The sequence below is a fragment of the Rhizobium sp. ERR 1071 genome (genome assembly GCF_007828675.1).
Lineage (GTDB): Bacteria > Pseudomonadota > Alphaproteobacteria > Rhizobiales > Rhizobiaceae > Rhizobium > Rhizobium dioscoreae.
Genome location: NZ_VITM01000012.1, coordinates 98164 through 122084 on the forward strand (window position 1 = coordinate 98164; position 23921 = coordinate 122084).

Sequence of the window (23921 nt, forward strand, 5' to 3'; positions counted from 1 at the left end):
GCATTTGGTGACGACTAGGATATCGATTAATTCGGTCGATTAGGAGTTTCGAATTGAACTGGATCACGAACTACGTCCGCCCGCGGATCAATTCCATGCTGGGCCGTCGCGAGGTTCCGGAGAATCTCTGGATCAAGTGCCCGGAAACGGGCGAAATGGTCTTCCATAAGGATCTGGAAGAGAACAAGTGGGTCATCCCCGCATCCGGCTTCCACATGAAGATGCCGGCCAAGGCCCGTCTTGCCGATCTCTTCGACAATGGTGAATACGAAGCCCTGCCGCAGCCGAAGGTCGCGCAGGACCCGTTGAAGTTCCGCGACTCGAAGAAATATACCGACCGCCTGAAGGACAGTCGCCTCAAGACCGAGCAGGAGGATACGATTCTTGCCGGCCTCGGCAAGGTCCGTGGTCTGAAGCTCGTGGCTGTCGTGCATGAATTCAACTTTATCGGCGGTTCGCTCGGCATGGCCGCCGGCGAAGCCATCGTGAAGGCTTTCGAGCGCGCTATCGCCGAAAAGTGTCCGCTGGTCATGTTCCCGGCTTCGGGCGGCGCCCGCATGCAAGAAGGCATCCTGTCGCTGATGCAGCTGCCGCGCACGACGGTCGCCGTCGACATGCTGAAGGAAGCTGGCCAGCCCTACGTCGTGGTTCTGACCAACCCGACGACCGGCGGCGTCACGGCCTCCTACGCCATGCTGGGTGACATTCATCTCGCCGAACCCGGCGCCGAAATCGGCTTTGCCGGCAAGCGCGTGATCGAGCAGACGCTGCGCGAAAAGCTTCCCGAGGGCTTCCAGACCTCGGAATACCTGCTGGAGCACGGGATGGTGGACATGGTCGTCAAGCGTCATGACATTCCGGACACTTTGGCGACGCTTCTGAAGATCCTGACCAAGGCGCCGGCAAACGACGTATCGGTCAAGAACAAGAATGGCGCGGCACTGGCGATAGCAGCGAGCGCCTGACATCATCGATTGCCGACGGGCGGAGGTGCGGGATGACGTCTATGGATCAGTCCGCAATGAGCGAGGCAGCACGCGAGATCGAGAAGCTCATGGGATTGCATCCCAAGGGCTTCGATCTGTCTCTGGAACGAATAACCCGCCTGCTCGACGTCCTCGGAAATCCCCACCAGAAATTGCCGCCGGTGATCCATGTCGCCGGCACCAATGGCAAGGGTTCGGTGACGGCCTTTTGCCGTGCACTGCTCGAAGCGGGTGGCTATAGCGTCCATGTCCATACCTCGCCGCATCTCGTCAACTGGCACGAGCGCTACCGTATCGGCGTCAAGGGTGGCCGCGGCAAGCTCGTCGACGATACCGTGTTCGCCGATGTGCTCAGGCGCATCGCCAAGGCGAATGAGGGGCAGAAGATCACCGTCTTCGAAATCCTGACGGCCGCGACCTTTCTCCTCTTTGCCGAGCATCCGGCTGATGTCGCGATCATCGAGGTCGGACTTGGCGGCCGTTTCGATGCCACCAATGTCCTTTCCGATCCGGCCGTTTCCGTCATCATGCCGATCTCGCTCGATCACCAGCCCTATCTCGGCGACCGCGTCGAACTGATCGCAGCGGAAAAGGCAGGCATCATGAAGCCGGGCCATCCCGTCGTCATCGGCCATCAGGACTATGATGCCGCGCTCGACGTGCTGATCTCCACGGCCGAGCGGCTTCGTTGCCCGACCGCCGTCTTCGGCCAGGATTTTTCCGCCCATGAGGAATATGGCAAGCTGGTCTATCAGGACGAGTTCGGTTTGGCCGATCTGCCGCTGCCGCGGCTGCCGGGCCGTCACCAATATGGCAATGCCGCTGCCGCCATCCGCGCCGTCAAGGCCGCTGGTTTCGTCGTCACCGAAGCGATGATGGAAAAGGCGATGACATCGGTCGAATGGCCGGGCCGCCTGCAGCGGCTGACGGAAGGCGATCTGGTGGCAAATGCGCCCGAACGCGCCGAGATCTGGATCGATGGCGGCCACAATCCTGGCGCCGGCGAAGTCATCGCCGAGGCCATGGCCAATTTTGAAGAGCGTCAGCCGCGGCCCTTATTCCTGATCATTGGAATGATCAACACCAAGGATCCAATCGGCTATTTCAAGGCTTTTGCCGGTCTTGCGGAGAAAGTCTATTGCGTGCCGATTCGCGGCAGCGAAGCCATGGTCGATCCGGTCATCCTGGCGAATGCCGCCTACGATGCCGGTCTGATCGCAGAGCCCATGTCGACTGTGGGCGAGGCGCTGGATGCGATCAAGGCTATGACTGTGGCGAATTCGCCGGCACCGCGCATCCTGATCGGCGGTTCCCTCTATCTGGTCGGCGATGTTCTTGCCGACAACGGCACGCCGCCGCGGTAATTCCGGCGGGGTTGTTACTCACCACCTGCTCTCGTGCTTCGAGACGGCCCTGCGGGCCTCCTCACCATGAGGGCCGCTCCTCATCTGGTTGGCAACTCGCTCCACCTCATCCTGAGCCTGTCGAAGGATCAGGGCGGCGGCCCATGAGCAAGTGCAAGCACAACACCGTTGTTGAGGCGCGAAGCCTCGAAGGGAGAAGATGGCCTGTGCTCTCCGACCAACAAAAAACCCCGCCGAAGCGGGGCTCTTGTTCCATACAATCGATACGGATTAGGCTGCGCTGGAGATCCAGCTCTGCAGGGCCGTCTTGGGAGCGGCGCCGACCTTGATGTCAGCGACTTCGCCAGCCTTGAACATGGCGAGCGTCGGGATCGAGCGAACGCCGAACTGGGCGGCCAGTTCCGGATTCTCGTCGATGTTGAGCTTGGCAACCTTGACCTTGCCTTCGAACTGCACGGCGAGCTCTTCCAGAGCCGGGGCGATCATCTTGCACGGACCGCACCATTCGGCCCAGAAATCAACGACGACAGGCTCTGCAGACTGCAGCACTTCGGTGGCGAAGTTGGAGGTATCGACTTTAACGGTAGCCATAGGCTGCTCCTTACCAGGATTTACGGGTTGCTAGATATGTGATGGTGCGGTGCCCAGATTTCAATATCTGGTATTTCACTTTGTCTCGAGCTCCGCAAGCGCCAATGCAAGCACCTCGTCCGACAGCGTGTAGATCGAGGCATTTTCGGTATAGACCAGCATGCAGTCGATGCGCTTTCCCGGATAGAGCGGCGAAAGGATCTCGCGATAGATGGCAAGCTGCGCCTTATGCGCGAAGGGGATGTTGCTTTCCCAGTCAGGCGGCACGCGATTCGTCTTATAGTCGAGGATGACGACGCGGTCGTCCAGATCAGCCAACCGGTCGATGCGGCCGGAGACGGCATAGGATTGGTTGCCGAGCTTCAGCGTACCCATGATCGAGACTTCGGCTTGCGCATGGGTGCTGAAGGTGCCCTGCAGGTCAGGATGCGACAGCAGCGCCATGACGGACTTCACCAGCGCCTCTTGCTCGGCCTGAGGCCAGAAGCGCGCCGCTCGTTCGGCATAGCGACGGGCGGCATCGGCGCGCTCCTCGGGCGCGATTTCGGGCAAGGTCTGCAGCATGCGGTGAATGAAACGGCCTTTCTGAAGGGCGCGGTCGGTTTTGGTTTTCTCGCCGAAAAGCGCCGAAGTCACCAACAGATCGTCGGCTTCCTCGTCGATGACGGTGCCGACGCCGGAGGGGCTGAGCGGCCGCGGTAGGCTTTTTTGCGGCGGCAATGGCCGGCTGAGACCCGCCGGCAGGCCGACGCGCTCCGAACGCTTCTCATGCTCTCTTGCGGTCTCGAATTCGAGCTGAACCTGGGCAACCCGCCAGCTCAAGCCCTGCCAGTCGCCATCCGGGCCGGTGAAGGTCTTCTGCGTGCAGTACAGTTCTTGCCCGCGCAGCGCCGCGGAAATCATCGCATGCCAGGTATCGGCATTCTCGCGGATGCCGCGGTAGCCGCAAATGATCAGGCGGTCGGCGGCGCGTGTCATGCCAACATAGAGCAGGCGGCGATATTCCTCCTCCGCCAGTGCCTGCAGCCGCGCCGTATCGGCCTGCGTCAGCGAATTGGCGAGCGCCGAGATCGGCACCCAGACCGGCAGCGGGATTTCGTCCCTATCGGCTTCGATCAGCCGCAGCTTCGGCAGATGCGTATGGGTAAAGGCCTTGCCGCCACCATCGACGAGGAAGACGATCGGTGCCTCCAGCCCTTTCGAGGCATGCACCGTCATGATCCGCACTTCGTTGCGGCCCTTGTCCTGCTCGCGCTTGACCGTCGGTGCTTCCAGCTCCAGCGTCGAGATGAAGGATTGCAGGCCGGGCAGGCCGCTGGTTTCATGATCGAGCGTGAAGGTCAGGAATTCGTCGAGAATATCGCTGACTTCGGTGCCGAGCCGCGCCAGAAATTTCCGCCTGCCGCCGAAGCTGCCAAGCACGCGGGCATAGAAATCATGCACGGGCAGGCTCTTGGACAGAGCAAGAAAGGTTTTCAGCCGTTCGACCACCTGCCTGAAGCGGTCATGGCCGTCGGCGGCAAATCTCTGCAGATGGCTCCAGACGCCTTCCTCGTCATCGCGATAGGCGGCGACCGCAAAGACATCCTCTTCGCTGAGGTCGAACAAGGGGCTCTTCAGCAGCGCACAGAGCGAGAGATCGTCCTCCGGCAGCAACAGGAAACGGCCAAGCGCCAGAAGATCCTGAATGGCGATATGGCTCGTCAGCACCAGACGATCGGCGCCGGCGACGGGAATGTTGCCGCGCCGCTTCAGCGCTCGGGTCAGCGCGTTGACGAAGCTGTCGCGCTTGCGCACCAGCACGAGAATGTCGCCGGCCTCGATGAAACGCGCCTTACCCTTCTCAATGATCGTTTCCCGGCCGATGAGATTGCCGATCGTATGCGCCATCCGCCGCGCCAGGATGGCAGCAGGTGCGCTCTCCGGGGTCGAATCGAACGGTGCCGTCCAATCCTCTTCCTTGGCGGCCGGCTCCGGCGCAATCATTTCCCAGAGATCGACGGCGCCGGGGTGGCCGATGCGGCTGGAACGATGCACGACAGGCTCGTTAACGGCGCTAAGCCCCCGAGCATTCTCCGGACTGGTAAAGACATGATCGACGGCGCCGAGCACATCGGCCGTCGAGCGGAAGGACAGCGGCAGGCGGATCGATGAGAATTGCTGGCCGCTCGCCGCCACGCGCCGTCTTGTGCGGTCGCTCTCCTCGGAGAATCGTTCGGGCCGGGCGCCCTGGAACGAATAGATCGACTGCTTCTCGTCACCCACGGCAAAGATCGTGCGCAGCGTCGGCCGGGCGCTGTCACCGGAGAAGAAATCCTCCGCCAACGACTGGATGACGCTCCACTGGATCGGGCTCGTATCCTGCGCTTCGTCGACGAGAATGTGATCGATGCCCTGATCCAGCTTGTAGTGGATCCACGGCCCGACATCCTTCTTGGTAAGAAGGTCGGCCGTGCGGGTGATGAGGTCTTCGAAATCGAGCTGGCTGCGCCGCTTCTTCAGCTCCTCATAGTCGCGATTCAGACGATCGGCGAGAATGAGCGCAGCATGGGTGGCCCGATACATCCGCATCAGCTTCAGCCGGTCGCGGCTGGCAACGACATGGGCGCGCGCCGCAGCCACGGCATCGGCGAGGGCAGGCACATCGGCGAGCATTGCCTTGACGAAGAACTGGCTGTCCGATTTCGGCTCGCCCTTGGCGGTCAGCATGGCCTTTTCGAGGATCTCGGCGCGGGCAAGCGGATCTGCCTCGCGCTTGGCAAGGCGCAGCGCATAAGCCACTTCCTGAGCCTTGGCACCGCCCTTCTCGTCGGCAAGCGTTAGGTAAAGCTCCAGCGTTGCACCAGACAGACCGGGCAACGGCCAATATTGCTCGGCAATGCTCCTTTCCGTCTCACCGGGCGAAAGGCCAAGCCGAGCAAGCAACGCAGTTTCGACACCGCCGTTGCGTTCGGCCGTCTCGGTAAAGCGGCGGATCGCATTGCGATTGGCAATGATATCGCCAAGTAGCGTCTCAAGTCCCGATTCGTCACCGAGATCGAGGACATAATCGAAGGCCCGCGCCAATTCGGCGTCGCCGTGGGGCGTCGTGGATGTCAGCAGCGCACGGCGCGCATCGTCGAGCAGGACTTCGGCCGCCCGATCATCGAGTACGGAGAAGTGGCCGGCGACATTGGCCTCGAGCGGGAACTGATGCAGCAAGGCCTCGCAAAACGCGTGGATGGTCTGGATCTTTAGTCCGCCTGGCGTTTCCAGCGCCTTGGCAAAAAGCCGCCGCGCCGCTGCGAGCTTGAATAGATCCGGCTCCTTGCCCTCGATATCGGCAATACGCGTCTTCAGCTCGTCGTCCGGCATGGTTGCCCAGGCAGCGAGCCTGTCGAAGACGCGGTTGGACATTTCGGAGGCCGCGGCCTTGGTATAGGTAAGGCAGAGGATCGCCGAGGGCCGCGCGCCGGAAAGAAGCAGGCGGATGACGCGTTGCGTCAGCACATGCGTCTTGCCGGAGCCGGCATTGGCCGAAACCCAGGCCGAGCGTTCGGGGTCAGAGGCGATCGATTGCTGGATCGTCGTCCAGCTGATCCAGACGCCGGGATCGTCGCTTTCGGGCAGGATGGCGATATCATCGGCGGGAAAGTCACTCATCGCCGCCGCCTTCCTGCTCGGTCTCGGCCGTCGACCATTCCGAAACGCGGGCGAGGTGATCGTAGTCACCGCCATATTCGAACTGCTGGGCGGGGATCAGCCGCGAGGAAAACCCCTTGTCGCCCGATTGCAGCAGCGACACGAATTTCACCAGCTGGTCCATCGATTCCTGCGCGAGATCCATAGCCGACTTGGTTTCCGCCTTGCCGCCGCGGCTGGAATGCTCGTTGTTGACCTGGTCGACCTTGAAGCGATCGCCGGGCCGCAGCCTAACATAAAGCAGGTTCTCGGGGATCAGTGCGCCGATATTGCGGAAAGCACCGGCCTTCAGCGCATAGGCTTCCAGTGCCAGCTGTGGATCGAGCAGCGCACGCGCTTGTGGCGGAGAGGGATTGTAGCCGGTCTTGTAGTCGATGAGGTCTGCGCCCTTGTCGTTCTTAATGTCGATACGGTCGGCAACGCCGGTCAACCGAATGCCGATCGGCTCGATCTCCACGCCGGCCGGCACTTCCGTCGCCGTCTTGCGAACCGCCGGCCGCCGTTCCGCTTCCCAATCAAGGAAGGCGCGCGCCACCTCGCGAAAGCGCGGGCGCCAGACGCTGTCGATATGGACGGGCAGCCGCTCGGCATCGAAGAGCTCGGCGATGATCCGATCCATGGCCAGCGCCGCATCCGCCGTGCCGGCCACATGCCCTTCGCGGACGAAACGATCGATGATCTTGTGATAGAGCGTACCACGTTCGGCTGGGCCGGGATCGCGATTGAACGGCTCCACAGGATCGAGCCGCAGCACGCGCCGGGCATAGATGGAGTAGGGGTCCCGCCGCAGCCGGCCCACTTCGCTGAAGGAATAGCTTTTCGGCTGCAGTTCCGCCGGCGGCTTCGGTGCCGGCCGCAGCGCCGGAGCCTGATTTTCGCCCTCGTCGATCATCCCTGCCCAATGGCGATACTGGTCGCCGCGCGCCTTCATTGCGTCCTCTAATTCTTTGCCGCCAAGCGCTATCAGCCGCTGCAGCCAGCGCGACGCGACTGTCGGTGTCGAGCCCTGACGCAGCGCGCGGGAATAGATCAGATCGCGCGTGCCGTTCGCCATTTCGAAATCGTGCGCGAGCTGGCCGATGCGGCGCTCCGGCGGCTCCAGGCCGATCTCTGTCTTCATGCCGCGCGAAATGAAGGGATTGTTTGCCGTCTGCCCCGGCCAGGATCCTTCGTTCAACCCGCCGAGGATCAGCGTGTCGACGCTCTGTAGGCGTGCTTCCAGCGTACCGAAGATGAAGAGGCGAGGATGGCTGAGCGCCCGCGGCTTCACCGCTTGGCCGACGCAGAGCGCGGCCATGATATCGATCCACTGCACGCCATCGGCCTCAAGCTGACCCTCGGTCTCAATGATATCCCGGAGTAGGCTGGCAAGCGTGTCCCCGGCTTCGCCCGCCCAAAGGCCTGCCAGGCTGCCACGCTCGTCGACGGCGACGGCTTCCAGGGCACGGCCGGTGCGCTCCGCCCAATCCGAAAGTGTGAGGAGGCCTTCTGACGCGGGCAGGGAAAGCGTCGATACCAGAGGTTCGCATGCCGCGGTCACTCGCTGGGCCAGCGCCCGCGCATGCTCGATGGTCTCAGGCGGCAGTGCTTTGCGCCATTGCGGCGTATGGCGGTCATTGGCCTGCTCCGCCACGCGGTCGTCAAGCAGGGCTCCCAGCCGACTGATCTCGACGTGATCGACGCCGCCCCTGAGCGCAAGAACCTCCAGCGCATCGACTCCTGGCTGGTGTATTTCCGCCGACAGGCCGAACAAGGCGAGGGGATGCTTGAGCAGTGAGACGACGGCAACGGGATCGCCAGGGCGAAGGGATGCCTCCAGCAGCAATTGCAGCAACGTACCCTGTGGCGTGGCATTCAGCGGCGTCCCGGCCGAATCGTCGGCGGTGATGCCGAAACGGGCAAGCTCGGCCGTCACACGCCGGGCGAGATTGCGGTCGGGCGTGATCAAGGCCGCCTGGCTTTCACCGCCGTTGCGCCCCGGCTTATCCAACGCCAGCCGCAAGGCGATGGCGATCGCGGTCGCCTCCTCGCGTTCATTGGCTGCTTCGATCAGCGCGACATCGGCAAATGCGCCCGAGATCGCATCGGGAGCGAGCGTCTTGCGCCAGCTTCCCCAGCCGCTCGTCGCCTTGGCCGGCGCCAGCGCTCGAGACAGGATCTGCGCCCGCATCTGCATGGTTTCAGACGCATCCGCGACAGTTTCGACATCACGCCGGGTGACCTGCAATCGTTTCAGCAGCAGCGAAAGACCATATTGCGGATGGCTGCGTGTGGTCGGATCGGCTCTCTCGCCAATCGATGTCTCCGGCGCCACCAGCTGCCAATCTTCCTCAGGCATCGAAAGATCGAGGCCGGGGAGCACGATGACACCTTGCGGCAGGGCGGCAACGGCTGCGATCAGCTCAGCCGTTGCCGGCACCGAGCCCGTCGAGCCGGCAATGATGACCGGGCCGGGATGGCGCATGGTGGACATGCGCTGCGCTTCCGCACGCAGAATGGCGTTGCGGTTGCGGGTGGGCGATGATTTGCCGAGTTCTTCGAGGCGCGCCGGCCAGAAGGCGCTTGCGATCGCCAGAAATTCGGCCGTCAGCTGCCACCAGAGCGCATGATCCTCCGCGCTGAGGCTGGCAAGCTCGCTCCATTCGCGATCCTCGGTCTCCAGCGAGTCGATGAGCTCGGCGAGATTGCGTGCGAGCCATATGGCATCCGCTGGGCTCGCGGGTGCGACTAGCGGCGAATCGGAGTGAATGTCGCGGACGATCTGCGGCAGCTTGTTGCGCCACGCAAGGATCAGCCGCGCCAGCTCAAGAAGTCGCGCCGTATTGGCAAGCGGTTGCGCGAGATCCGCCGTTTCGGGCAAGGCTTCTTCGAAATAGCCGCTGTCGTCATCGGTTTCTCCAAGAGGGCGAATGACCGGCAGGATGGCGGAGCGGCCGCCGAGCAGATCGACGAATTCCGAACGCAGCACGCGCGCCGCGCGCCGCGTCGGCAGGAAGATGCTGACCTTGGCGAGCGACAACGGGTCGCTCGGATCATGGTGGAAATGCTCGGTCAGCCGGCCATCGCAGAGAGCCGACGCCAGCGTTTTCAGGAAGGGCAGGCCTGCCGGAATCGTCAGAATGCGCTGCCGGTGTCCGCCTGCCATAGGCTCACGCAAACGCCCGGAAATTCCGGATCGCTTCCTCCGCCTCGCCGATTGCTTCCGGCGTACCGACTGTCAACCAGTGACCATCCATCAGGGTGCCGTAGAGCCGGCCGCGCTCGATGGCCTTGTCGAAGTAGATATTGACGTTGAAAGCATCATCAGGCGCATCATCGAGGAAAGAGGGGCTCATCGCAATTGCGCCGGCATAGACGACGCCGTCGCGTCCGACATCGCGGTAGCGGGCGAGCCTTCCGTCTTGCGCCATGGCGAAGTCATTCTTGCCGTTATGGCCAGTAGTCCGTTCTAGTTCGACGCAGAGCATAGCCATGTCCATGCGCTGCTCATCGTAGAATCCGGCTAACTTTTCCAGATTGGTGGGATGGCCTGGCTTCTCACCGATCCAGAACAGATCGGCGTTCATAACGAACACCGGATCGCGGCTCAGAAGTTTCAGGCCTTTGACGAGGCCGCCGCCATTGTTCATCAGCGCGTCCCGCTCGTCGGAAATCAGGATTTCAAGCCCGCGATAGCTGCGGAGATGCGCCTCCATCTGGTCGGCATGGTGATGGACGTTGACGACGGCCCGCTCGACCCCCGCCTGCACCAATGCATCCAGCGTATAATCGATCATCGGCTTGCCGGCGATCTTCACCAGTGGCTTCGGGATGGTGTCAGTGATCGGTCGCATGCGGGTTCCAAGCCCCGCGGCCAAAACCATGGCTTGCTTGATGGTCATTTCGTCTCGAACTTTCGATTCATATCTTCTTTCCATAGCACAAGGCCGGAAAGCCGTCGCCAGTCTTGGTTCGGTAGAGCAGTTCTGCTTTTCTTCGCCGCCACGCGTCGAGTCCTTTCCAGCCATTGCCGCCAATCCGGCCGTCAGAGCGATCGCATCTGAGCCAAGTGTCCTATCGAAGGTGTTGTCGCGAAGTCAGTACCAATTTTTAATGGATTGATACTCCACTTCTCGGCTAGCAGCGATGGATTATCCTCCGAGCCAAAAATCCAACGGTCGTATAAAGGATCGGATGCTTTGGTGAGATACTCCGGTGTAAGCGCCGAAATTTCCGGCAGGCCGAGATCCATTTCATCGCGCGTTGTCGCGCCAAAATTCAGAGTAACGGTACCATCGGCTACGCTGAAAGCCCGCTCCATTGCGCCGTGGCGTGCGCGTTGCCATACTTGAGCGTTGACCACTCGATAAGAGGCAAAATACTGGGCATCGCCAAATCTATTCGACAGATCGCATAAAGCTTTCCGTAAAGCCTCGCTATCACCATCAACGTTTAGCCCTGTGACAACGAGCGTCCAGCCATTGATTGGTGGGCACACAAAAACGGGAACTCCCTTCGGGGGATAGGCATGAGTTTCTTCGAGCCCTCGTCGCCATGTCGCGGCCTGCACCTGGGTTAGTCCGAGTTGATTAATGACCGCAGTCGTATCACTGGTGCTAATTGCCAACCAACCAGTCTTGTAGCCGAAAGGCTCTGGCTTATCAGGACTGGCCAAATCGTCTCCAAAACCGCGCTTTACCAAAAACATAAAGCCGGAAAGCCAAGCAATCGAAAATAACGTCCGGCGTCCTAAAAGCATGTTCCGATTTTGCCTATTGCAAAGTCTCCATAACTCAAACCTGGCCAATGCCGGCCTTTTCGCACCATTCTCGCAGAGGTGCGAGCGCTTCGTGTTCGAGAGCGATGGCGAGGTAGGCGAGTGTGCGCGGCATGTGCTTCAGATATCCCGGCTTGCCGTCGCGCTGCAAGAGCCGGACCCAGAGACCGGCAAGCTTGCAATTGCGCTGTGCCGACATGATCGCCCAGCTCTTCAGGAATTTCGTCTCGTCGAAGTCGCCTTGGGCATGACGAAGTGCGAGATAGTCGACCAGAAGCTGGTCATGCAGGTCGCGTTCGATCGTCACGCGCGCATCCTGCACCAGCGAGGCGACGTCGTAGGAGGTCGGCCCGATCATCGCATCCTGGAAGTCGATGAGGCCGATACGCTTTATGCCCTGTTCATGCGCCCGCCAGATGATGTTTGGCGAATGCATGTCACGCAGCAGCAGATTCTTTTCCGCATCTTCGAGCTGATCGATCAGCTTGTCCCAGATCGCGAGATAGTCGGCCCGTTCCTCATCGCTTGCCGGCGTGCCGCGCTTCCAGGGCAGATGCCAGTCGAGCAGCAGCCGCGCTTCCATCTTCATGGCGGTCCGGTCGAAATCCGGAATGTGATGGATGTGATCCGGCGTGACTGGAATATCGCCGGGAATCGAAAGGCTGTGTAGGTGCGCAAGGCAGGCAACGCTGGCCCGATAGCGCTCGGCAATCGGCTTGCCTTCGGCATCGAGAACGCCATCGGTGCCGAGGTCCTCGATCAGAAGAATGCCCTGGTCGTAATCGGCGGCAAAGATTTCCGGAGCGGCAAAGCCGTTTTGGCGGAGGATATTGGCGATCGCCACGAAGGGATAGGCATCCCAAGCGAGATGCGCGACCTTCGGATAGGGTTTCCCATCGAGCACCGGCGGCCCTTCCGGGAGGCGCGGCCAATCCATCAGGATCACGCGGCTGCCGCCATCCTTTGGATAGATGGACTCATAGGCACGCAGCGAGGCATCGCCCGTGAGGAAACGTCTGGCGGAACCGCGATAGCCATGCGAATCGAGAAAGGCGCGTATAGCCAGTACGCGCTCGATGCGTGCGATCCGCTTGGCCGGTGCCGTGATGATGGCGCGCCGTCCTTCGCCTTCATGCGTTAGCTTGAGGTCGATGCGCTCCTTCGGCAGCTCGCCTTCGGCCATTTCAGGCCATTCCACAAGGCAGATGCCGGTCTGGAGGGCCTCGTCGAAGCCGAGTTCCGTTAATTCGCTGGGATCGCCGAGGCGATAGAGATCGAAATGCGAGACCGGGATGCGCAGCTCGTAGGATTGCACGAGCGTAAAGGTCGGGCTCGGCACGTCCAGTTCGGAATCGTCGGCCATGGCGCGCAGCAGCGCGCGTGCCAGCGAGGATTTCCCCGCGCCGAGATCGCCTGATAGCGCCAGACAGTCGCCGACCCTTAGGGCCAGCGCCAGATCCTCGCCGAGCTGCGCCGTGGCGGCGTCATCTGCGAGGAAAAGGGAAATGCTGTTGTCGGAGGCTGTCATTCTGCTGCGACGGAGTGAGGCAGCTCGGCCGAAGGAATCCGGCAGGTGACCGTCGTTCCCTTGCCCGGCTGGCTTTCGATCGAAACCTCGCCTTCATGCAGGCTGACGAAGCTTTCGACGATGGAAAGGCCAAGGCCGGCACCGCTGCGCTTGCCGCCCTTGCCACCGGAGGCGAAGCGGTTGAAAACCGTGTTGATCAAATCCTCGGGAATGCCGGGACCCTTGTCCGAGACGGAGAAGACGAAATCCGTGCCTTCGCGTCCGCATCTCAACGAGATCGTCGATCCCTCGGGCGCGAAATTGGCGGCATTGGTCAGAAGTTTCAGCAGGATCTGCTTCAGCCGCTGCTGATCGGCAACGATAGAGCCGAGGTGCGCCGGCACGGTGATTTCAAGCATCACGCCGCTTTCCTGCAGCCGGTCGGCGATCTGCATCGAGACTTCGTCAAGCAGGTCGGAGAGCACGATCTCGGAATAGTTCAGCCGCATGATGCCGGCGTCGAGCGTCGCGAGATCAAGGATGTCGTTGACCAGCGTCAGCAGCACGGAAGACGAGGTCGAGATATGGTCGATATATTCGGCCTGCCGCTCGTTCAGCGAGCCGATGCCCGGCGTCTTCAGGAGGTCGGTAAAGCCGATGATATTGGTCAGCGGCGAACGCAGCTCGTAGGAGACGTGCTGGACGAAATCGTTCTTCAGCTCGTCCGCCTTCAGCAACGCTTCGTTCTTCTCGGTCAGGGCGCGCTCGGCGCGCACGCTGTCGGTCTTGTTGACAAATGTCAGCATGGTCTGCGCATTCGGCAGAGGAATGACGGCGTAGTCGAGTACAAGATTGGAGTAAAGTTCCAGAGTGCCCTGCGATGAGGGCCGCTCGTCGTTGAAACTGGTGATCTGCTCGGCAAACCGCTTCCACCCGTCCGGCCGGTCGTAAGAAGGCGCGCACGCCTCGGCCAGGGCTTGAATATGCGTCCCGGGCTTCGCCTCTGCCTCTGTGATGTTCCAGAGAATGCGGAAGGCCGGATTCGACAGGCGGATGCGGCCATCGGGACCGAAAACGGCGACGCCTTCGGACAGATGGTCGATGGTTTCGCCCTGAACCTTGACCAGGGTGTTGTAGCGGGTTTCGAGATCGACCTGTTCAGTCAGGTTCTCGAACACCCATGTCGCACCCCCTTGAGGATGCGCCGTGGCGAAGACCCGGAGAATCTGGCCGTTGGGCAGATGCCAGAGATCGGTCTGTGTATCGAGTGCGCGATAGACCGAAAGTACGCCGTCCTTCCATGTCTTCCAGTTCAGCTGCTCGGGCAGCTTCTTGGCGCTGCGCAGCCTGTCCAGAAGCTCGCTGTTGTCGGGTCGCTTTTCGAGGAACGCGATGTCGAGTTCCCACAACTGGACGAAAGCCTGATTGTAGAATTGCAGCCGCCGCTCGCCGTCGAAGATCGCAACCGGCGTTGCCAGATGATCGAGTGTTTCGGCATGGCTCTTCAGCGTGCGTGCGAGCTCCGCTCGAACGCCTTCTGCCTCGGAGACGTCGATGGCGATGCCGGCGGAACCGTTCGGAGCCTTCACATCGACGACATCGAAGAAAGTGCGGTTGCCATGCACGACGGTTGAAATCTTGTCGTGGAATGGCGACTCCGGCGTGGCCGCCGCACGAATGCGCTCGCGGGTCACGGTCGTCAGGAATTCCCGTCCCTCGCGCACCGCTTCATCGGTCGAAACCGCTTCCACGGCCTCGCCATAGGCCTGATTGACCCAGGTGAGCTTGCCTTCCGCATCGCGCTGCCAGACCGGCAGGTCGATGGCATCGAGCAAATTCTGGAAGGTAGAGATCGAGGTCATCAGCCGGTCGCGTTCGATCTTCAGCTCGGCGAGTTCGGCGCGCAGGTTGTTGAGCGCGATGAAGCGTACAAAAGCGCGCCCGCCGGAAATGCGGCCCTGCGCCTCCAGAATTTCGTCGCGATTGGTCTCGACCACCATGTCGAAGCTCTGGCCGCCGCTGCGCAGCGTGTCGATAGCCTTGTCAAGCTCGCCGGCCGACCATGATTTCAGCCAGCGACCGAAGGCGAGGAATTCATTGTCCTGCGGCGCGCCGGTCTCGACCGGAAGCTGTCCGAGCAGTTCGGGCCGCGCATTCGGGCCATCCCAGATGACGATGCGGCGGTTCTTGTCGGCAATCAGCGCCTGATATTGCGAAATACGCTGGTTGGCATCCGAAAGGGCCGTGCGGATCTCGCGGCTTTCGCTTTCCATGTTGCCGCGCTGTCGGACCATCCACATGGTCGAGAGGAGTGCGGCGGAGATCACGCCGATAATGACGGAGAAGATGGCCATTTCCGAAGAGGTGAAGAGGCGCATGCTCGCCTGCGCGGCATCATTGCTTTGAGCGAGAACGGGACCTGCCAGGCCGGTCACGAGACCGCCGAAAACGCTGAGCTGCAGTAAGCGGCTCAGGCGCACCAGCCAACCTTTGCCCAGCTTCGCTTTTGCCGAAAGCCAATATGCACCGCCCTGCCGCAACCGCGTCGCCACTCGATGTAGCGCTGGTTGATGCAGGTTGTCTTCCCCTTCAAACATAAGAGGTCTGTCTCCGTCCTATAATGTGCCGCATCCTGACAAGACATCCCATTTTCATGGCTCCGGGCACGCCCGGTTCGTCACGAATCAAGTGTAAAAACAATACTGCCTAGGAGAATCTGGGGGAAGGGAGCTGGCTAAAAAATAAGCCCCGGCATTTGTCAATGCCAGGGCCACAAGATGTTGTGGATACTGTTTTAATAATCAGTATCTGTAGTGGTCAGACTTGAATGGGCCCTTCGGCGTCACGCCGATATACGCAGCCTGCTCTTCCGAAAGCTCCGTCAGCTTCACGCCGAGCTTGGCAAGATGCAGACGGGCAACTTTCTCGTCGAGGTGCTTCGGCAGTACGTAGACTTCGTTCTTGTAGTGCCCGGGCTTGGTGAAGAGCTCGATCTGCGCCAGCGTCTGGTTGGTGAAGGAAGCCGACATCACGAAGGATGGGTGGCCGGTGGCGTTGCCGAGGTTCAGCAGGCGGCCTTCCGATAGCAGTATGATACGGTTGCCCTTGGCAAATTCGACCATGTCGACCTGCGGCTTAATGTTCGTCCACTTGAGGTTCCGCAGGGCGGCAACCTGGATCTCGTTGTCGAAGTGGCCGATGTTGCCGACGATCGCCATGTCCTTCATCGCGCGCATATGGTCGATGCGGATGACGTCCTTGTTGCCGGTCGTGGTGATGAAGATGTCGGCCGAGGAAACGACGTCCTCGAGCTGAACGACTTCATAGCCGTCCATGGCGGCCTGCAGGGCGCAGATCGGGTCGACTTCGGTGACCTTGACGCGGGCGCCGGCGCCGGAGAGCGAAGCGGCAGAACCCTTGCCAACGTCACCATAGCCGCAGACGACGGCGACCTTGCCGGCCATCATGACGTCGGTAGCGCGGCGGATACCGTCGACCAGCGATTCCTTGCAGCCATACTTGTTGTCGAACTTCGACTTGGTGACGCTGTCGTTGACGTTGATCGCCGGGAAGGGCAGCAGGCCCTTCTGGCTGAGCTGATAGAGGCGGTTGACGCCCGTGGTGGTTTCTTCGGTCACGCCCTTGATGGCGTCGCGCTGCTTGGTGAACCAGCCGGGCGTTGCCTGCAGGCGCTTCTTGATCTGTGCGAAGAGGATTTCCTCTTCTTCCGAATGCGGATGGGAGAGTACGTCCTCGCCGGCTTCGGCGCGGGCGCCGAGCAGGATGTACATCGTGGCGTCGCCACCGTCGTCGAGGATCATGTTGGAGAGACCGCCATCCGCCCACTGGAAGATCTTGTCCGTGTAGGTCCAGTAGTCCTCAAGGCTCTCGCCCTTGACGGCGAAGACCGGAACGCCGGAAGCGGCGATGGCCGCGGCGGCATGGTCCTGCGTCGAGAAGATGTTGCACGATGCCCAGCGCACCTGAGCGCCGAGGGCCACCAGCGTCTCAATGAGAACGGCCGTTTGAATCGTCATATGCAGGGAGCCAGTGATGCGTGCGCCCTTCAGCGGCTGCGCTTCGCCGAATTCGGCGCGGCAAGCCATCAGGCCTGGCATCTCGGTTTCGGCGATTGCGATTTCCTTGCGACCATAGTCGGCAAGGCCGATATCGGCGACGATGTAGTCCTTTTCAGCGCTCATCAATGAGTCTCCAGCCTGAACGATGCAATCGCGCCGCGGGCAGACGCCTCAGCCGAATGCAACAAGAATTGCACGCTATAGCGTGTAGGAATGATGCCGTGTAGCAGGCTTCAGGGTGGAAATCAATAATGATATAAAGAAGTCTTTATGTCTTTATATCCACAGGGGAGGAGGCGGAAAAGCCTAGATTTCCTCGCCGAACTTGTTGGCGACGAGCTGGTCGAGCGCCTCAAGCGCTTCGGCGGCCTGATTGCCGCTTGCCGTGACAAGCACGCTGCAGCCGGGGCTGGCGGCAAGCATCATGAGGCCCATGATCGAGGTGCCGCCGACGGTGGTGCCGTCCTTTGAAACGGTGATGGCGGCGTCGTAGGCTTCGACGGTCTGCACGAATTTCGCCGACGCACGGGCATGCAGACCCCGCTTGTTGATGATCAGGAGTTCCCGGGAAAGCTCGGTCATGGGGGCGGTGTTTGCCTCGTTATTTGCCACTGAGCACACGGCTGGCCACGTTGATATATTTACGCCCGGCCTCTGAAGCTTCCACCAGGGCCCTTTCCATGTTGTTGTCGCCGCGCACGCCTGCAAGCTTGATCAGCATCGGCAGATTGACGCCGGCGATAACCTCGGTGTGGCCGCTATTCATGACGGAGATTGCGAGATTGGAAGGAGTGCCGCCGAACATATCGGTGAGGATGATGACGCCGTGCCCGTCGTCGGCACCGGCAACGGCCTGCAGAATATCCTGCCGCCGCTTGTCCATGTCGTCTTCGGGACCAATGCATACCGTTTCTATGAACTTCTGCGGACCAACGACATGCTCGACAGCATGCCGAAACTCTTCAGCCAGCTTGCCATGAGTGACAAGCACAAGTCCAATCATGATATTACTGCTCCCATCGCATACGCAAACAGGTGGCCCATATCGCAATGCAGCAATGTCGTCCACCAGTGGGGGGACATCTTGGCGATGAAAAGACGAAGTGCAAGCTTAAAATACAGGATTTACGCGCCTATGCGGGCCTAAATGGCCGATTCACCAAAACTTGCGCCGGTTTTCGCCATTATTACGGCAAGCGGATTCGCAGAGGTTGCAGCCAATCGGATCAACGGCAACCGAGCAGACGCGGTAATATCGATCTGCTCATCCTCGGGTGGTAGTCTTTCCGCGGTTGCCGGGTCGACAGGGCGAACGGCAAAATGCATTTCGGCCTCGGAAATATAAGGCATGCGAACGATACCGGTGTAGCGGATTTCCATAAGCCCTGCGATCGAGGGCGGGCATTTCGCAATAATGGAGCCGTTCTGTTCGGCAATCAGCACGCGGTCGTCTGCGACCAGGCTTGCCGTCAATCCCAGCGGCTTGGCAGCCGCAAGGCAGGAGAAGGCGAGGGCGGATTTGCCGCTGCCCGAGGGGCCAAGGAACAGCAGCCCTATCCTGCCAATGACGATCGCCGTTGCGTGGGAATTGGTCGCCTCACCCGTCATGCGGCCGCTCACGCCGTCGTCTGGGCTGGCAGCGACAGGATGAAGCGGGCGCCAAGCAGCGTCGAGCCATCGCTGTCGACGATATTCTCGGCGCGCAGCGAGCCACCATGCGCTTCGGCGATCTGCCGGCTGATCGACAGGCCGAGGCCGGAATTCTGCCCGAAACCTTCGGATTCGGGCCGGTCGGTATAGAACCGTTCGAAGATGCGGTCGATATTTTCGGCCTGAATGCCGGGACCGTTATCCTCGATATAGATGACACAGCGCGTCCGCGTCCGCGTCAGCCGCACGGTGATCTTGCCGGTTTCCGCGGGGACGAAGGATCGTGCGTTTTCGATGAGATTGGTGACGATCTGGCCGATGCGCAGGTCGTGGCCGTCGACGGAGAAGTTCGCCTTATTGCCTGGCTTGCGGTCGACAATATAGTCGATCTCGACAGATTTCTTGCTGTGCCCGACCTGTCTGGAAATATCGATCATGTCGCGCAGCAATACTTCCAGATCGAGCGACTTGGCATCCGAACGTGCAAGCTCGGCATCGAGGCGCGATGCATCGGAGATATCGCTGATCAGGCGGTCGAGGCGGCGAACGTCATGCTGGATTACATCCATCAGCCGCTTCTTGGAATCGTCGCTCTTGGCGAGCGGCAGCGTTTCGACGGCGCTGCGCAGAGATGTCAGCGGATTCTTGAGTTCATGGCTGACATCGGCCGCAAAGCTTTCGATCGCATCGATGCGATCGTAGAGCGCCGATGTCATATCCCGCAGCGCGATCGACAGATTGCCGATCTCGTCCTGGCGAGCGGAAAAGTCCGGAATCTCCTCGCGCTCCTTCGCCCCGCCGCGGCGCACGCGGATGGCCGCAGCCGAGAGCCGGCGTAGCGGATTGGCGATGGTGGAGGACAAAAGCAACGACAGCACGACGTTGACGAGCGTCGCGACGCCGAAGACGCGCATGATCGCGAGGCGCTCGGCATGAACGATCTTGTCGATATCGCCGGCCTGGGTCGACAGCAGCAGCACGCCGAGCACGGCGCGGAAGCGCTGGATCGGCACGGCGACCGAGACGATCAGTTCGCCCTTCTCCGTGGTGCGGACCACGGCGCCGCGCACGCCGGTCAGCGCATTCATGACCTCGGGATAGATGGAGCCGTCGCCGCCGGGCGCTTCCTTATAGACAGGCAGGTTACCCGGCTGCAGCATCTTGTTGAGCAAGCCGCTGAACCAGTCGGACCAGCTCTGCTTCTCGTCGTCGACGGGTGGCAGATCGTAGCGCAGCACCTGGCCGCGGGAATAGAGATGGCGGCTGTCGAGCAGCAGGTTCGCGTCGGCATCGAAGATGCGTGCGCGCGTGCGCGTCGGCGAGATCAGCCGCGTCAGCACCGGCGCCACCTTTTCCGGATCGATCGGGAATTCCAGATCCTCGTCGTTCGGAACGGGCGTGATGCTCTGGCCGGCCTGCAGCTCCAGCAGCTTCTGCGGATCGATGGTGATGGAGTTGGTGTCGACCGATGCCGAAGCCGAGACGGCACCGGCGATGATCTCGCCCTGCGTCAAAAGGCTTTCGACACGGGCATCGATCAGGCCCTCGCGGAACTGATTGAGATAGAGAATGCCGCCGACCAGAACGACGAGGGCGGCCAGATTGAAGAACAGGATGCGTCGCGTCAGGCTCGAAAAGACGGCATTGCCGAAGATGCGGCGGATCAGGACGAAGGGATGGGTCCAGCGCCGGCGCGCGATTCGAGCGCCGCTCGGGCTTTCCGAGTCGTCTATATCCCTGTCCTGCACCAGCTGTGCCAAGCCTACGGCCCTTTCGAAGAACGGGGTCGGCGACCCCGTCCGCATGCTCTTAATCCATTGTCCGCCGTATGGTCCAGTTAACTATCCGTATGGTCTAGCTAACTATTATGCTGCTTCGCGGAAGCGATAGCCCACGCCATACAGCGTCTCGATCATATCAAATTCGAGGTCGACCATCTTGAATTTCTTGCGCAGCCGCTTGATGTGGCTGTCGATCGTGCGGTCGTCGACATAGACTTGCTCGTCATAAGCTGCATCCATCAGCGCGTCGCGGCTCTTGACCACGCCGGGGCGCTGGGCAAGCGAATGCAGGATGAGGAATTCGGTGACGGTGAGCGTCACCGGCTCGCCCTTCCAGGTGCAGGTATGGCGTTCCTGGTCCATCACGAGCTGCCCCCGTTCCAGCGAGCGGGCCTGCTGCACAGCACCCGGCTTGGCGGCGGCTGCGCCGCCGGCAGCGTTTGCGGCGTCTCGGGCGGAGGCACGGCGGAGAACAGCCTTGACGCGTTCGACCAGCAAGCGCTGCGAGAACGGCTTGGTGATGAAGTCGTCGGCGCCCATCTTCAGGCCGAAAAGCTCGTCGATCTCTTCATCCTTCGAGGTGAGGAAGATCACGGGCAGATCGGACTTCTGCCGCAGGCGGCGCAGGAGCTCCATGCCGTCCATGCGGGGCATCTTGATATCGAAGATCGCCAGTTGCGGCGGCCGGGCAAGCAGGCCGTCCAGCGCCGAAGCTCCGTCCGTGTAGGTTTCTACCTTATATCCCTCTGCTTCCAAGGCAATCGATACGGAAGTCAGGATATTGCGGTCGTCGTCAACGAGCGCGATTGTCAACATGGTGTTCGTCTCCGTCATCAGTGCGCGTCTCCCGGATTTGGAATCCAGCCCAGGCGGTCTGCCAGCTCGGTCGGCGGTAACCTGGCGCGCTTATGGGGATAAAGGTGGAACAAATTGTGGCAAAGATAAAGGGGAGGATTGTTGTGAGGAAAAACCCTTGCGCAGAGGTTGTGTGACATGACGTCCCTCCACCCTCTATTCAAACGATTTAAAATTGAGGAAATTTATTTAAATCGATTAAATAACTGATATCATTAAATATTTCTCGCTTCTAGCTCTTGTGCTTTTAAAAAGAGCCCTCTACGCTTTAGTTAGTTCTAACGGCCAAGCCCCTTTGTAGAGGAAAAAGTGATGGAGCAATTCGGCGTCCGCAATCCCGCGACTGAACTGGGATCGATCGGCCTGGGAGCCGCCGCCAGTGTGCGCTACAACCTCATGGAAGCTCACCTTTACGAAGAGGCGATTCGCCGCCGCGAAGCCGATCTGACCGCCCATGGCGCGCTCAGGGCCTTGACCGGCCAGCACACCGGCCGTTCTCCGAAGGACAAGTTCGTGGTGCGCAATGCCGCCACGGAAGACCAGATCTGGTGGGATAACAACAAGCCGATGTCGCCGGAGCATTTTGAGCTCCTGCATGAGGACATGCTGGCCCATGCCCGCGGCAAGGATCTCTTCGTGCAGGATCTGATCGGCGGCGCCGATGTCGACTATGCTTTGCCAACGCGCGTCATTACCGAATTCGCCTGGCACTCGTTGTTCATCCGCAACCTGCTGATCCGCCCGGATCGCGCGGCGCTGGAAAGCTTCGTGCCGCAGCTGACGATCATAGACCTGCCGAGCTTCCGCGCCGATCCGGAGCGCCATGGCTGCCGCACGGAAACGGTGATCGCCTGTGATCTCGTCAATGGCATCGTCCTTATCGGCGGCACCTCCTATGCCGGCGAAATGAAGAAATCGGTCTTCACCGTCCTGAATTACCTGCTGCCGGAACGCGGCGTCATGCCGATGCATTGCTCTGCCAATGTCGGTCCCGAAGGCGATGCCGCGATCTTCTTCGGCCTGTCGGGCACGGGCAAGACGACGCTGTCGGCCGATCCGACCCGTACGCTCATCGGCGATGACGAACATGGCTGGGGTGAAAACGGCATCTTCAACTTCGAAGGTGGCTGCTACGCCAAGACCATCCGTCTTTCGGCCGAGGCCGAGCCGGAAATCTACGCCACAACGCGCCGCTTCGGCACCGTCCTGGAAAACGTCGTGCTCGACGAGCATGGTAGGCCGGATCTTGATGACGGTTCGCTGACGGAAAACACCCGCAGCGCCTATCCGCTGCATTTCATCCCGAATGCATCGGAATCCGGCATCACCGGTCATCCCGAGACGATCATCATGCTGACGGCCGACGCTTTCGGCGTCATGCCGCCGATCGCCAAGCTGACGCCGGATCAGGCGATGTACCACTTCCTGTCCGGCTACACCGCCAAGGTCGCCGGCACGGAAAAGGGCGTCGTCGAGCCGGAAGCCACCTTCTCGACCTGCTTCGGCGCTCCTTTCATGCCGCGCCATCCGGCTGAATATGGCAATCTCCTCAAAGAGCTGATCGCCCGCCACGGCGCCCGTTGCTGGCTGGTCAACACCGGCTGGACCGGTGGCGCCTATGGCAAGGGAAGCCGCATGCCGATCAAGGCGACGCGCGCTCTGCTCGCGGCGGCTTTGAAGGGCGACCTCGATAATGTCGAATTCCGCACGGACGCGAATTTCGGCTTCGCGGTTCCGGTCGCGGTCGACGGTGTCGATACTGCGATCCTCGATCCTCGCTCCACCTGGGCCGATGGCGAAGCCTACGATGCCCAGGCCAAGAAGCTAGTACAGATGTTCGTCACGAACTTCGCCAAGTTCGAAGATCATGTGGACGGCAACGTCCGTGATGTCGCCCCGGGGATGCCGGTCGCTGCAGAATAATCATCCAGAGCGGAATGACTCACGTGAAACCCGGCGACCGATTCGCCGGGTTTCGTTTTATCCGGTAGTGGTTTTCAACCGCGCATCAATGTGGGATAGACAGGCGCGGAGAAAATCATGGCCAGCGAAGCGCTTTACATTAACGACCGGATCACGATTGCCGGCTGGGAGCTGACGGAACAATTCGTTCTGGCGAGCGGTCCCGGCGGCCAGAACGTCAACAAGGTCGCAACCGCAGTTCAGCTTTTCTTCAACGTTCAGAATTCCCCATCGCTGACGGATCGCGTCAAGGCGAATGCGGTTAGACTTGCCGGTCGTCGCGTCTCCAAGGAAGGTGTTCTGATGATCGAGGCCAGCCGCTTCCGCAGCCAGGATCGCAATCGCGAGGATGCGCGCGAGCGGCTGAAGGAACTGATCCTCGAAGCGGCCGCTCCGCCCCCGCCGCCGCGCCGAAAGACCAAGCCGACGAAGGGATCAATCGAGCGCCGGCTGAAGGAAAAATCCGGACGCTCCGAGGTCAAGAAGATGCGCGGCAAGGTCGGCGGCGACTAGGGTTGGCTTTCGGGCTGCAGTTTTGAGTTGGCTGAGTAAAATGAGGCTTGTCAGGCGAGTCCGGCGTTGCTGTAGTTCTGTGCCTGGACTCTCATCCTAGCCTTCTCTCGGCATGCGGGAGAAGGGACGACAGCGTGAAACAATAAGTCTCCCTTTGAGGCGGCTAAGTTGAGGCAGATTAGACCCCCTCGCCCTG

17 protein-coding genes are annotated in these 23921 nt (G+C 60.9%); 4 read left to right on the forward strand and 13 right to left on the reverse strand.

All coding sequences use genetic code 11. From position 1 onward, the window contains the following. The first annotated feature begins 53 nt into the window (after positions 1–53). On the forward strand, positions 54–965 hold the full coding sequence (gene accD / locus FBZ99_RS28315; protein ID WP_069613931.1) for an acetyl-CoA carboxylase, carboxyltransferase subunit beta: 912 nt from the start codon (positions 54–56) through the stop codon (positions 963–965). Positions 966–1021: 56 nt separating this feature from the next. Then, positions 1022–2350: a bifunctional folylpolyglutamate synthase/dihydrofolate synthase gene (locus tag FBZ99_RS28320; protein WP_173002577.1), complete on the forward strand. Its 1329-nt coding sequence runs from the start codon at positions 1022–1024 to the stop codon at positions 2348–2350. 270 nt (positions 2351–2620) lie between these two features. Here the strand turns inward: FBZ99_RS28320 and trxA are convergent, their stop codons facing one another. From trxA to FBZ99_RS28385, 13 genes are all read right to left on the reverse strand, one after another. Next, positions 2621–2941 (reverse strand): thioredoxin, encoded by a 321-nt coding sequence (gene trxA / locus FBZ99_RS28325; RefSeq protein ID WP_069613933.1) that lies wholly within the window; start codon positions 2939–2941, stop codon positions 2621–2623. 75 nt (positions 2942–3016) lie between these two features. After that, positions 3017–6583: a double-strand break repair helicase AddA gene (gene addA / locus FBZ99_RS28330; protein WP_113389650.1), complete on the reverse strand. Its 3567-nt coding sequence runs from the start codon at positions 6581–6583 to the stop codon at positions 3017–3019. After that, the gene (addB, locus tag FBZ99_RS28335) at positions 6576–9767 is read right to left on the reverse strand and encodes a double-strand break repair protein AddB (RefSeq protein WP_145636211.1); all 3192 of its coding nucleotides are present in this window, start codon (positions 9765–9767) and stop codon (positions 6576–6578) included. Before addB ends, addA begins: the two co-directional genes overlap by 8 nt. Before the next feature lie 4 nt (positions 9768–9771). Beyond that, a complete protein-coding gene (locus FBZ99_RS28340) occupies positions 9772–10503 on the reverse strand; it encodes a nucleotidyltransferase family protein (protein ID WP_113352875.1) in 732 nt (243 codons plus the stop codon). A gap of 143 nt (positions 10504–10646) precedes the next feature. Then, positions 10647–11360, reverse strand: coding sequence for a hypothetical protein (locus FBZ99_RS28345; RefSeq protein WP_113352876.1), 714 nt, complete (start codon positions 11358–11360; stop codon positions 10647–10649). Positions 11361–11394: 34 nt separating this feature from the next. Beyond that, a complete protein-coding gene (gene tsaE / locus FBZ99_RS28350) occupies positions 11395–12906 on the reverse strand; it encodes a tRNA (adenosine(37)-N6)-threonylcarbamoyltransferase complex ATPase subunit type 1 TsaE (protein WP_113389646.1) in 1512 nt (503 codons plus the stop codon). After that, a complete protein-coding gene (locus FBZ99_RS28355) occupies positions 12903–15482 on the reverse strand; it encodes a PAS domain-containing sensor histidine kinase (protein WP_145636213.1) in 2580 nt (859 codons plus the stop codon). Before FBZ99_RS28355 ends, tsaE begins: the two co-directional genes overlap by 4 nt. Before the next feature lie 204 nt (positions 15483–15686). Next, entirely contained in the window at positions 15687–17087 is a 1401-nt protein-coding gene (ahcY, locus tag FBZ99_RS28360) for an adenosylhomocysteinase (protein WP_113352879.1), read from the reverse strand. A 183-nt stretch (positions 17088–17270) separates the two neighbouring features. Continuing rightward, positions 17271–17546 carry an HPr family phosphocarrier protein gene (locus FBZ99_RS28365; protein ID WP_069613940.1) on the reverse strand — a complete coding sequence of 92 codons (276 nt, stop codon included), beginning with the start codon at positions 17544–17546 and terminating at the stop codon, positions 17271–17273. 19 nt (positions 17547–17565) lie between these two features. After that, positions 17566–17967, reverse strand: coding sequence for a PTS sugar transporter subunit IIA (locus FBZ99_RS28370; protein ID WP_015338202.1), 402 nt, complete (start codon positions 17965–17967; stop codon positions 17566–17568). A 140-nt stretch (positions 17968–18107) separates the two neighbouring features. Then, the gene (locus tag FBZ99_RS28375) at positions 18108–18572 is read right to left on the reverse strand and encodes an HPr kinase/phosphorylase (RefSeq protein ID WP_113333405.1); all 465 of its coding nucleotides are present in this window, start codon (positions 18570–18572) and stop codon (positions 18108–18110) included. Positions 18573–18580: 8 nt separating this feature from the next. After that, on the reverse strand, positions 18581–20374 hold the full coding sequence (locus FBZ99_RS28380) for a sensor histidine kinase (protein WP_186450364.1): 1794 nt from the start codon (positions 20372–20374) through the stop codon (positions 18581–18583). A 105-nt stretch (positions 20375–20479) separates the two neighbouring features. Further along, entirely contained in the window at positions 20480–21211 is a 732-nt protein-coding gene (locus tag FBZ99_RS28385) for a response regulator transcription factor (protein WP_197044218.1), read from the reverse strand. Positions 21212–21562: 351 nt separating this feature from the next. Here FBZ99_RS28385 and FBZ99_RS28390 point away from each other — a divergent pair, with 351 nt between their 5' ends. Together FBZ99_RS28390 and arfB are read left to right on the forward strand one after the other, a co-directional pair. Next, on the forward strand, positions 21563–23173 hold the full coding sequence (locus FBZ99_RS28390; RefSeq protein WP_145636215.1) for a phosphoenolpyruvate carboxykinase: 1611 nt from the start codon (positions 21563–21565) through the stop codon (positions 23171–23173). Positions 23174–23290: 117 nt separating this feature from the next. Continuing rightward, positions 23291–23725: an alternative ribosome rescue aminoacyl-tRNA hydrolase ArfB gene (gene arfB / locus FBZ99_RS28395; protein WP_145636217.1), complete on the forward strand. Its 435-nt coding sequence runs from the start codon at positions 23291–23293 to the stop codon at positions 23723–23725. Positions 23726–23921 lie beyond the last annotated feature (196 nt).

Coding starts and splice junctions, on each gene's coding strand:
- FBZ99_RS28365 (WP_069613940.1), bottom strand. CDS start 17,546: ATGACCGAGCTTTCCCGGGAACTCCTGATCATCAACAAGCGGGGTCTG.
- FBZ99_RS28370 (WP_015338202.1), bottom strand. CDS start 17,967: ATGATTGGACTTGTGCTTGTCACTCATGGCAAGCTGGCTGAAGAGTTT.
- trxA (WP_069613933.1), bottom strand. CDS start 2,941: ATGGCTACCGTTAAAGTCGATACCTCCAACTTCGCCACCGAAGTGCTG.
- FBZ99_RS28375 (WP_113333405.1), bottom strand. CDS start 18,572: ATGACGGGTGAGGCGACCAATTCCCACGCAACGGCGATCGTCATTGGC.
- ahcY (WP_113352879.1), bottom strand. CDS start 17,087: ATGAGCGCTGAAAAGGACTACATCGTCGCCGATATCGGCCTTGCCGAC.
- arfB (WP_145636217.1), top strand. CDS start 23,291: ATGGCCAGCGAAGCGCTTTACATTAACGACCGGATCACGATTGCCGGC.
- tsaE (WP_113389646.1), bottom strand. CDS start 12,906: ATGACAGCCTCCGACAACAGCATTTCCCTTTTCCTCGCAGATGACGCC.
- addA (WP_113389650.1), bottom strand. CDS start 6,583: ATGAGTGACTTTCCCGCCGATGATATCGCCATCCTGCCCGAAAGCGAC.
- FBZ99_RS28355 (WP_145636213.1), bottom strand. CDS start 15,482: ATGTTTGAAGGGGAAGACAACCTGCATCAACCAGCGCTACATCGAGTG.
- FBZ99_RS28390 (WP_145636215.1), top strand. CDS start 21,563: ATGGAGCAATTCGGCGTCCGCAATCCCGCGACTGAACTGGGATCGATC.
- FBZ99_RS28385 (WP_197044218.1), bottom strand. CDS start 21,211: ATGTTGACAATCGCGCTCGTTGACGACGACCGCAATATCCTGACTTCC.
- FBZ99_RS28320 (WP_173002577.1), top strand. CDS start 1,022: ATGAGCGAGGCAGCACGCGAGATCGAGAAGCTCATGGGATTGCATCCC.
- addB (WP_145636211.1), bottom strand. CDS start 9,767: ATGGCAGGCGGACACCGGCAGCGCATTCTGACGATTCCGGCAGGCCTG.
- FBZ99_RS28345 (WP_113352876.1), bottom strand. CDS start 11,360: ATGCTTTTAGGACGCCGGACGTTATTTTCGATTGCTTGGCTTTCCGGC.
- FBZ99_RS28340 (WP_113352875.1), bottom strand. CDS start 10,503: ATGACCATCAAGCAAGCCATGGTTTTGGCCGCGGGGCTTGGAACCCGC.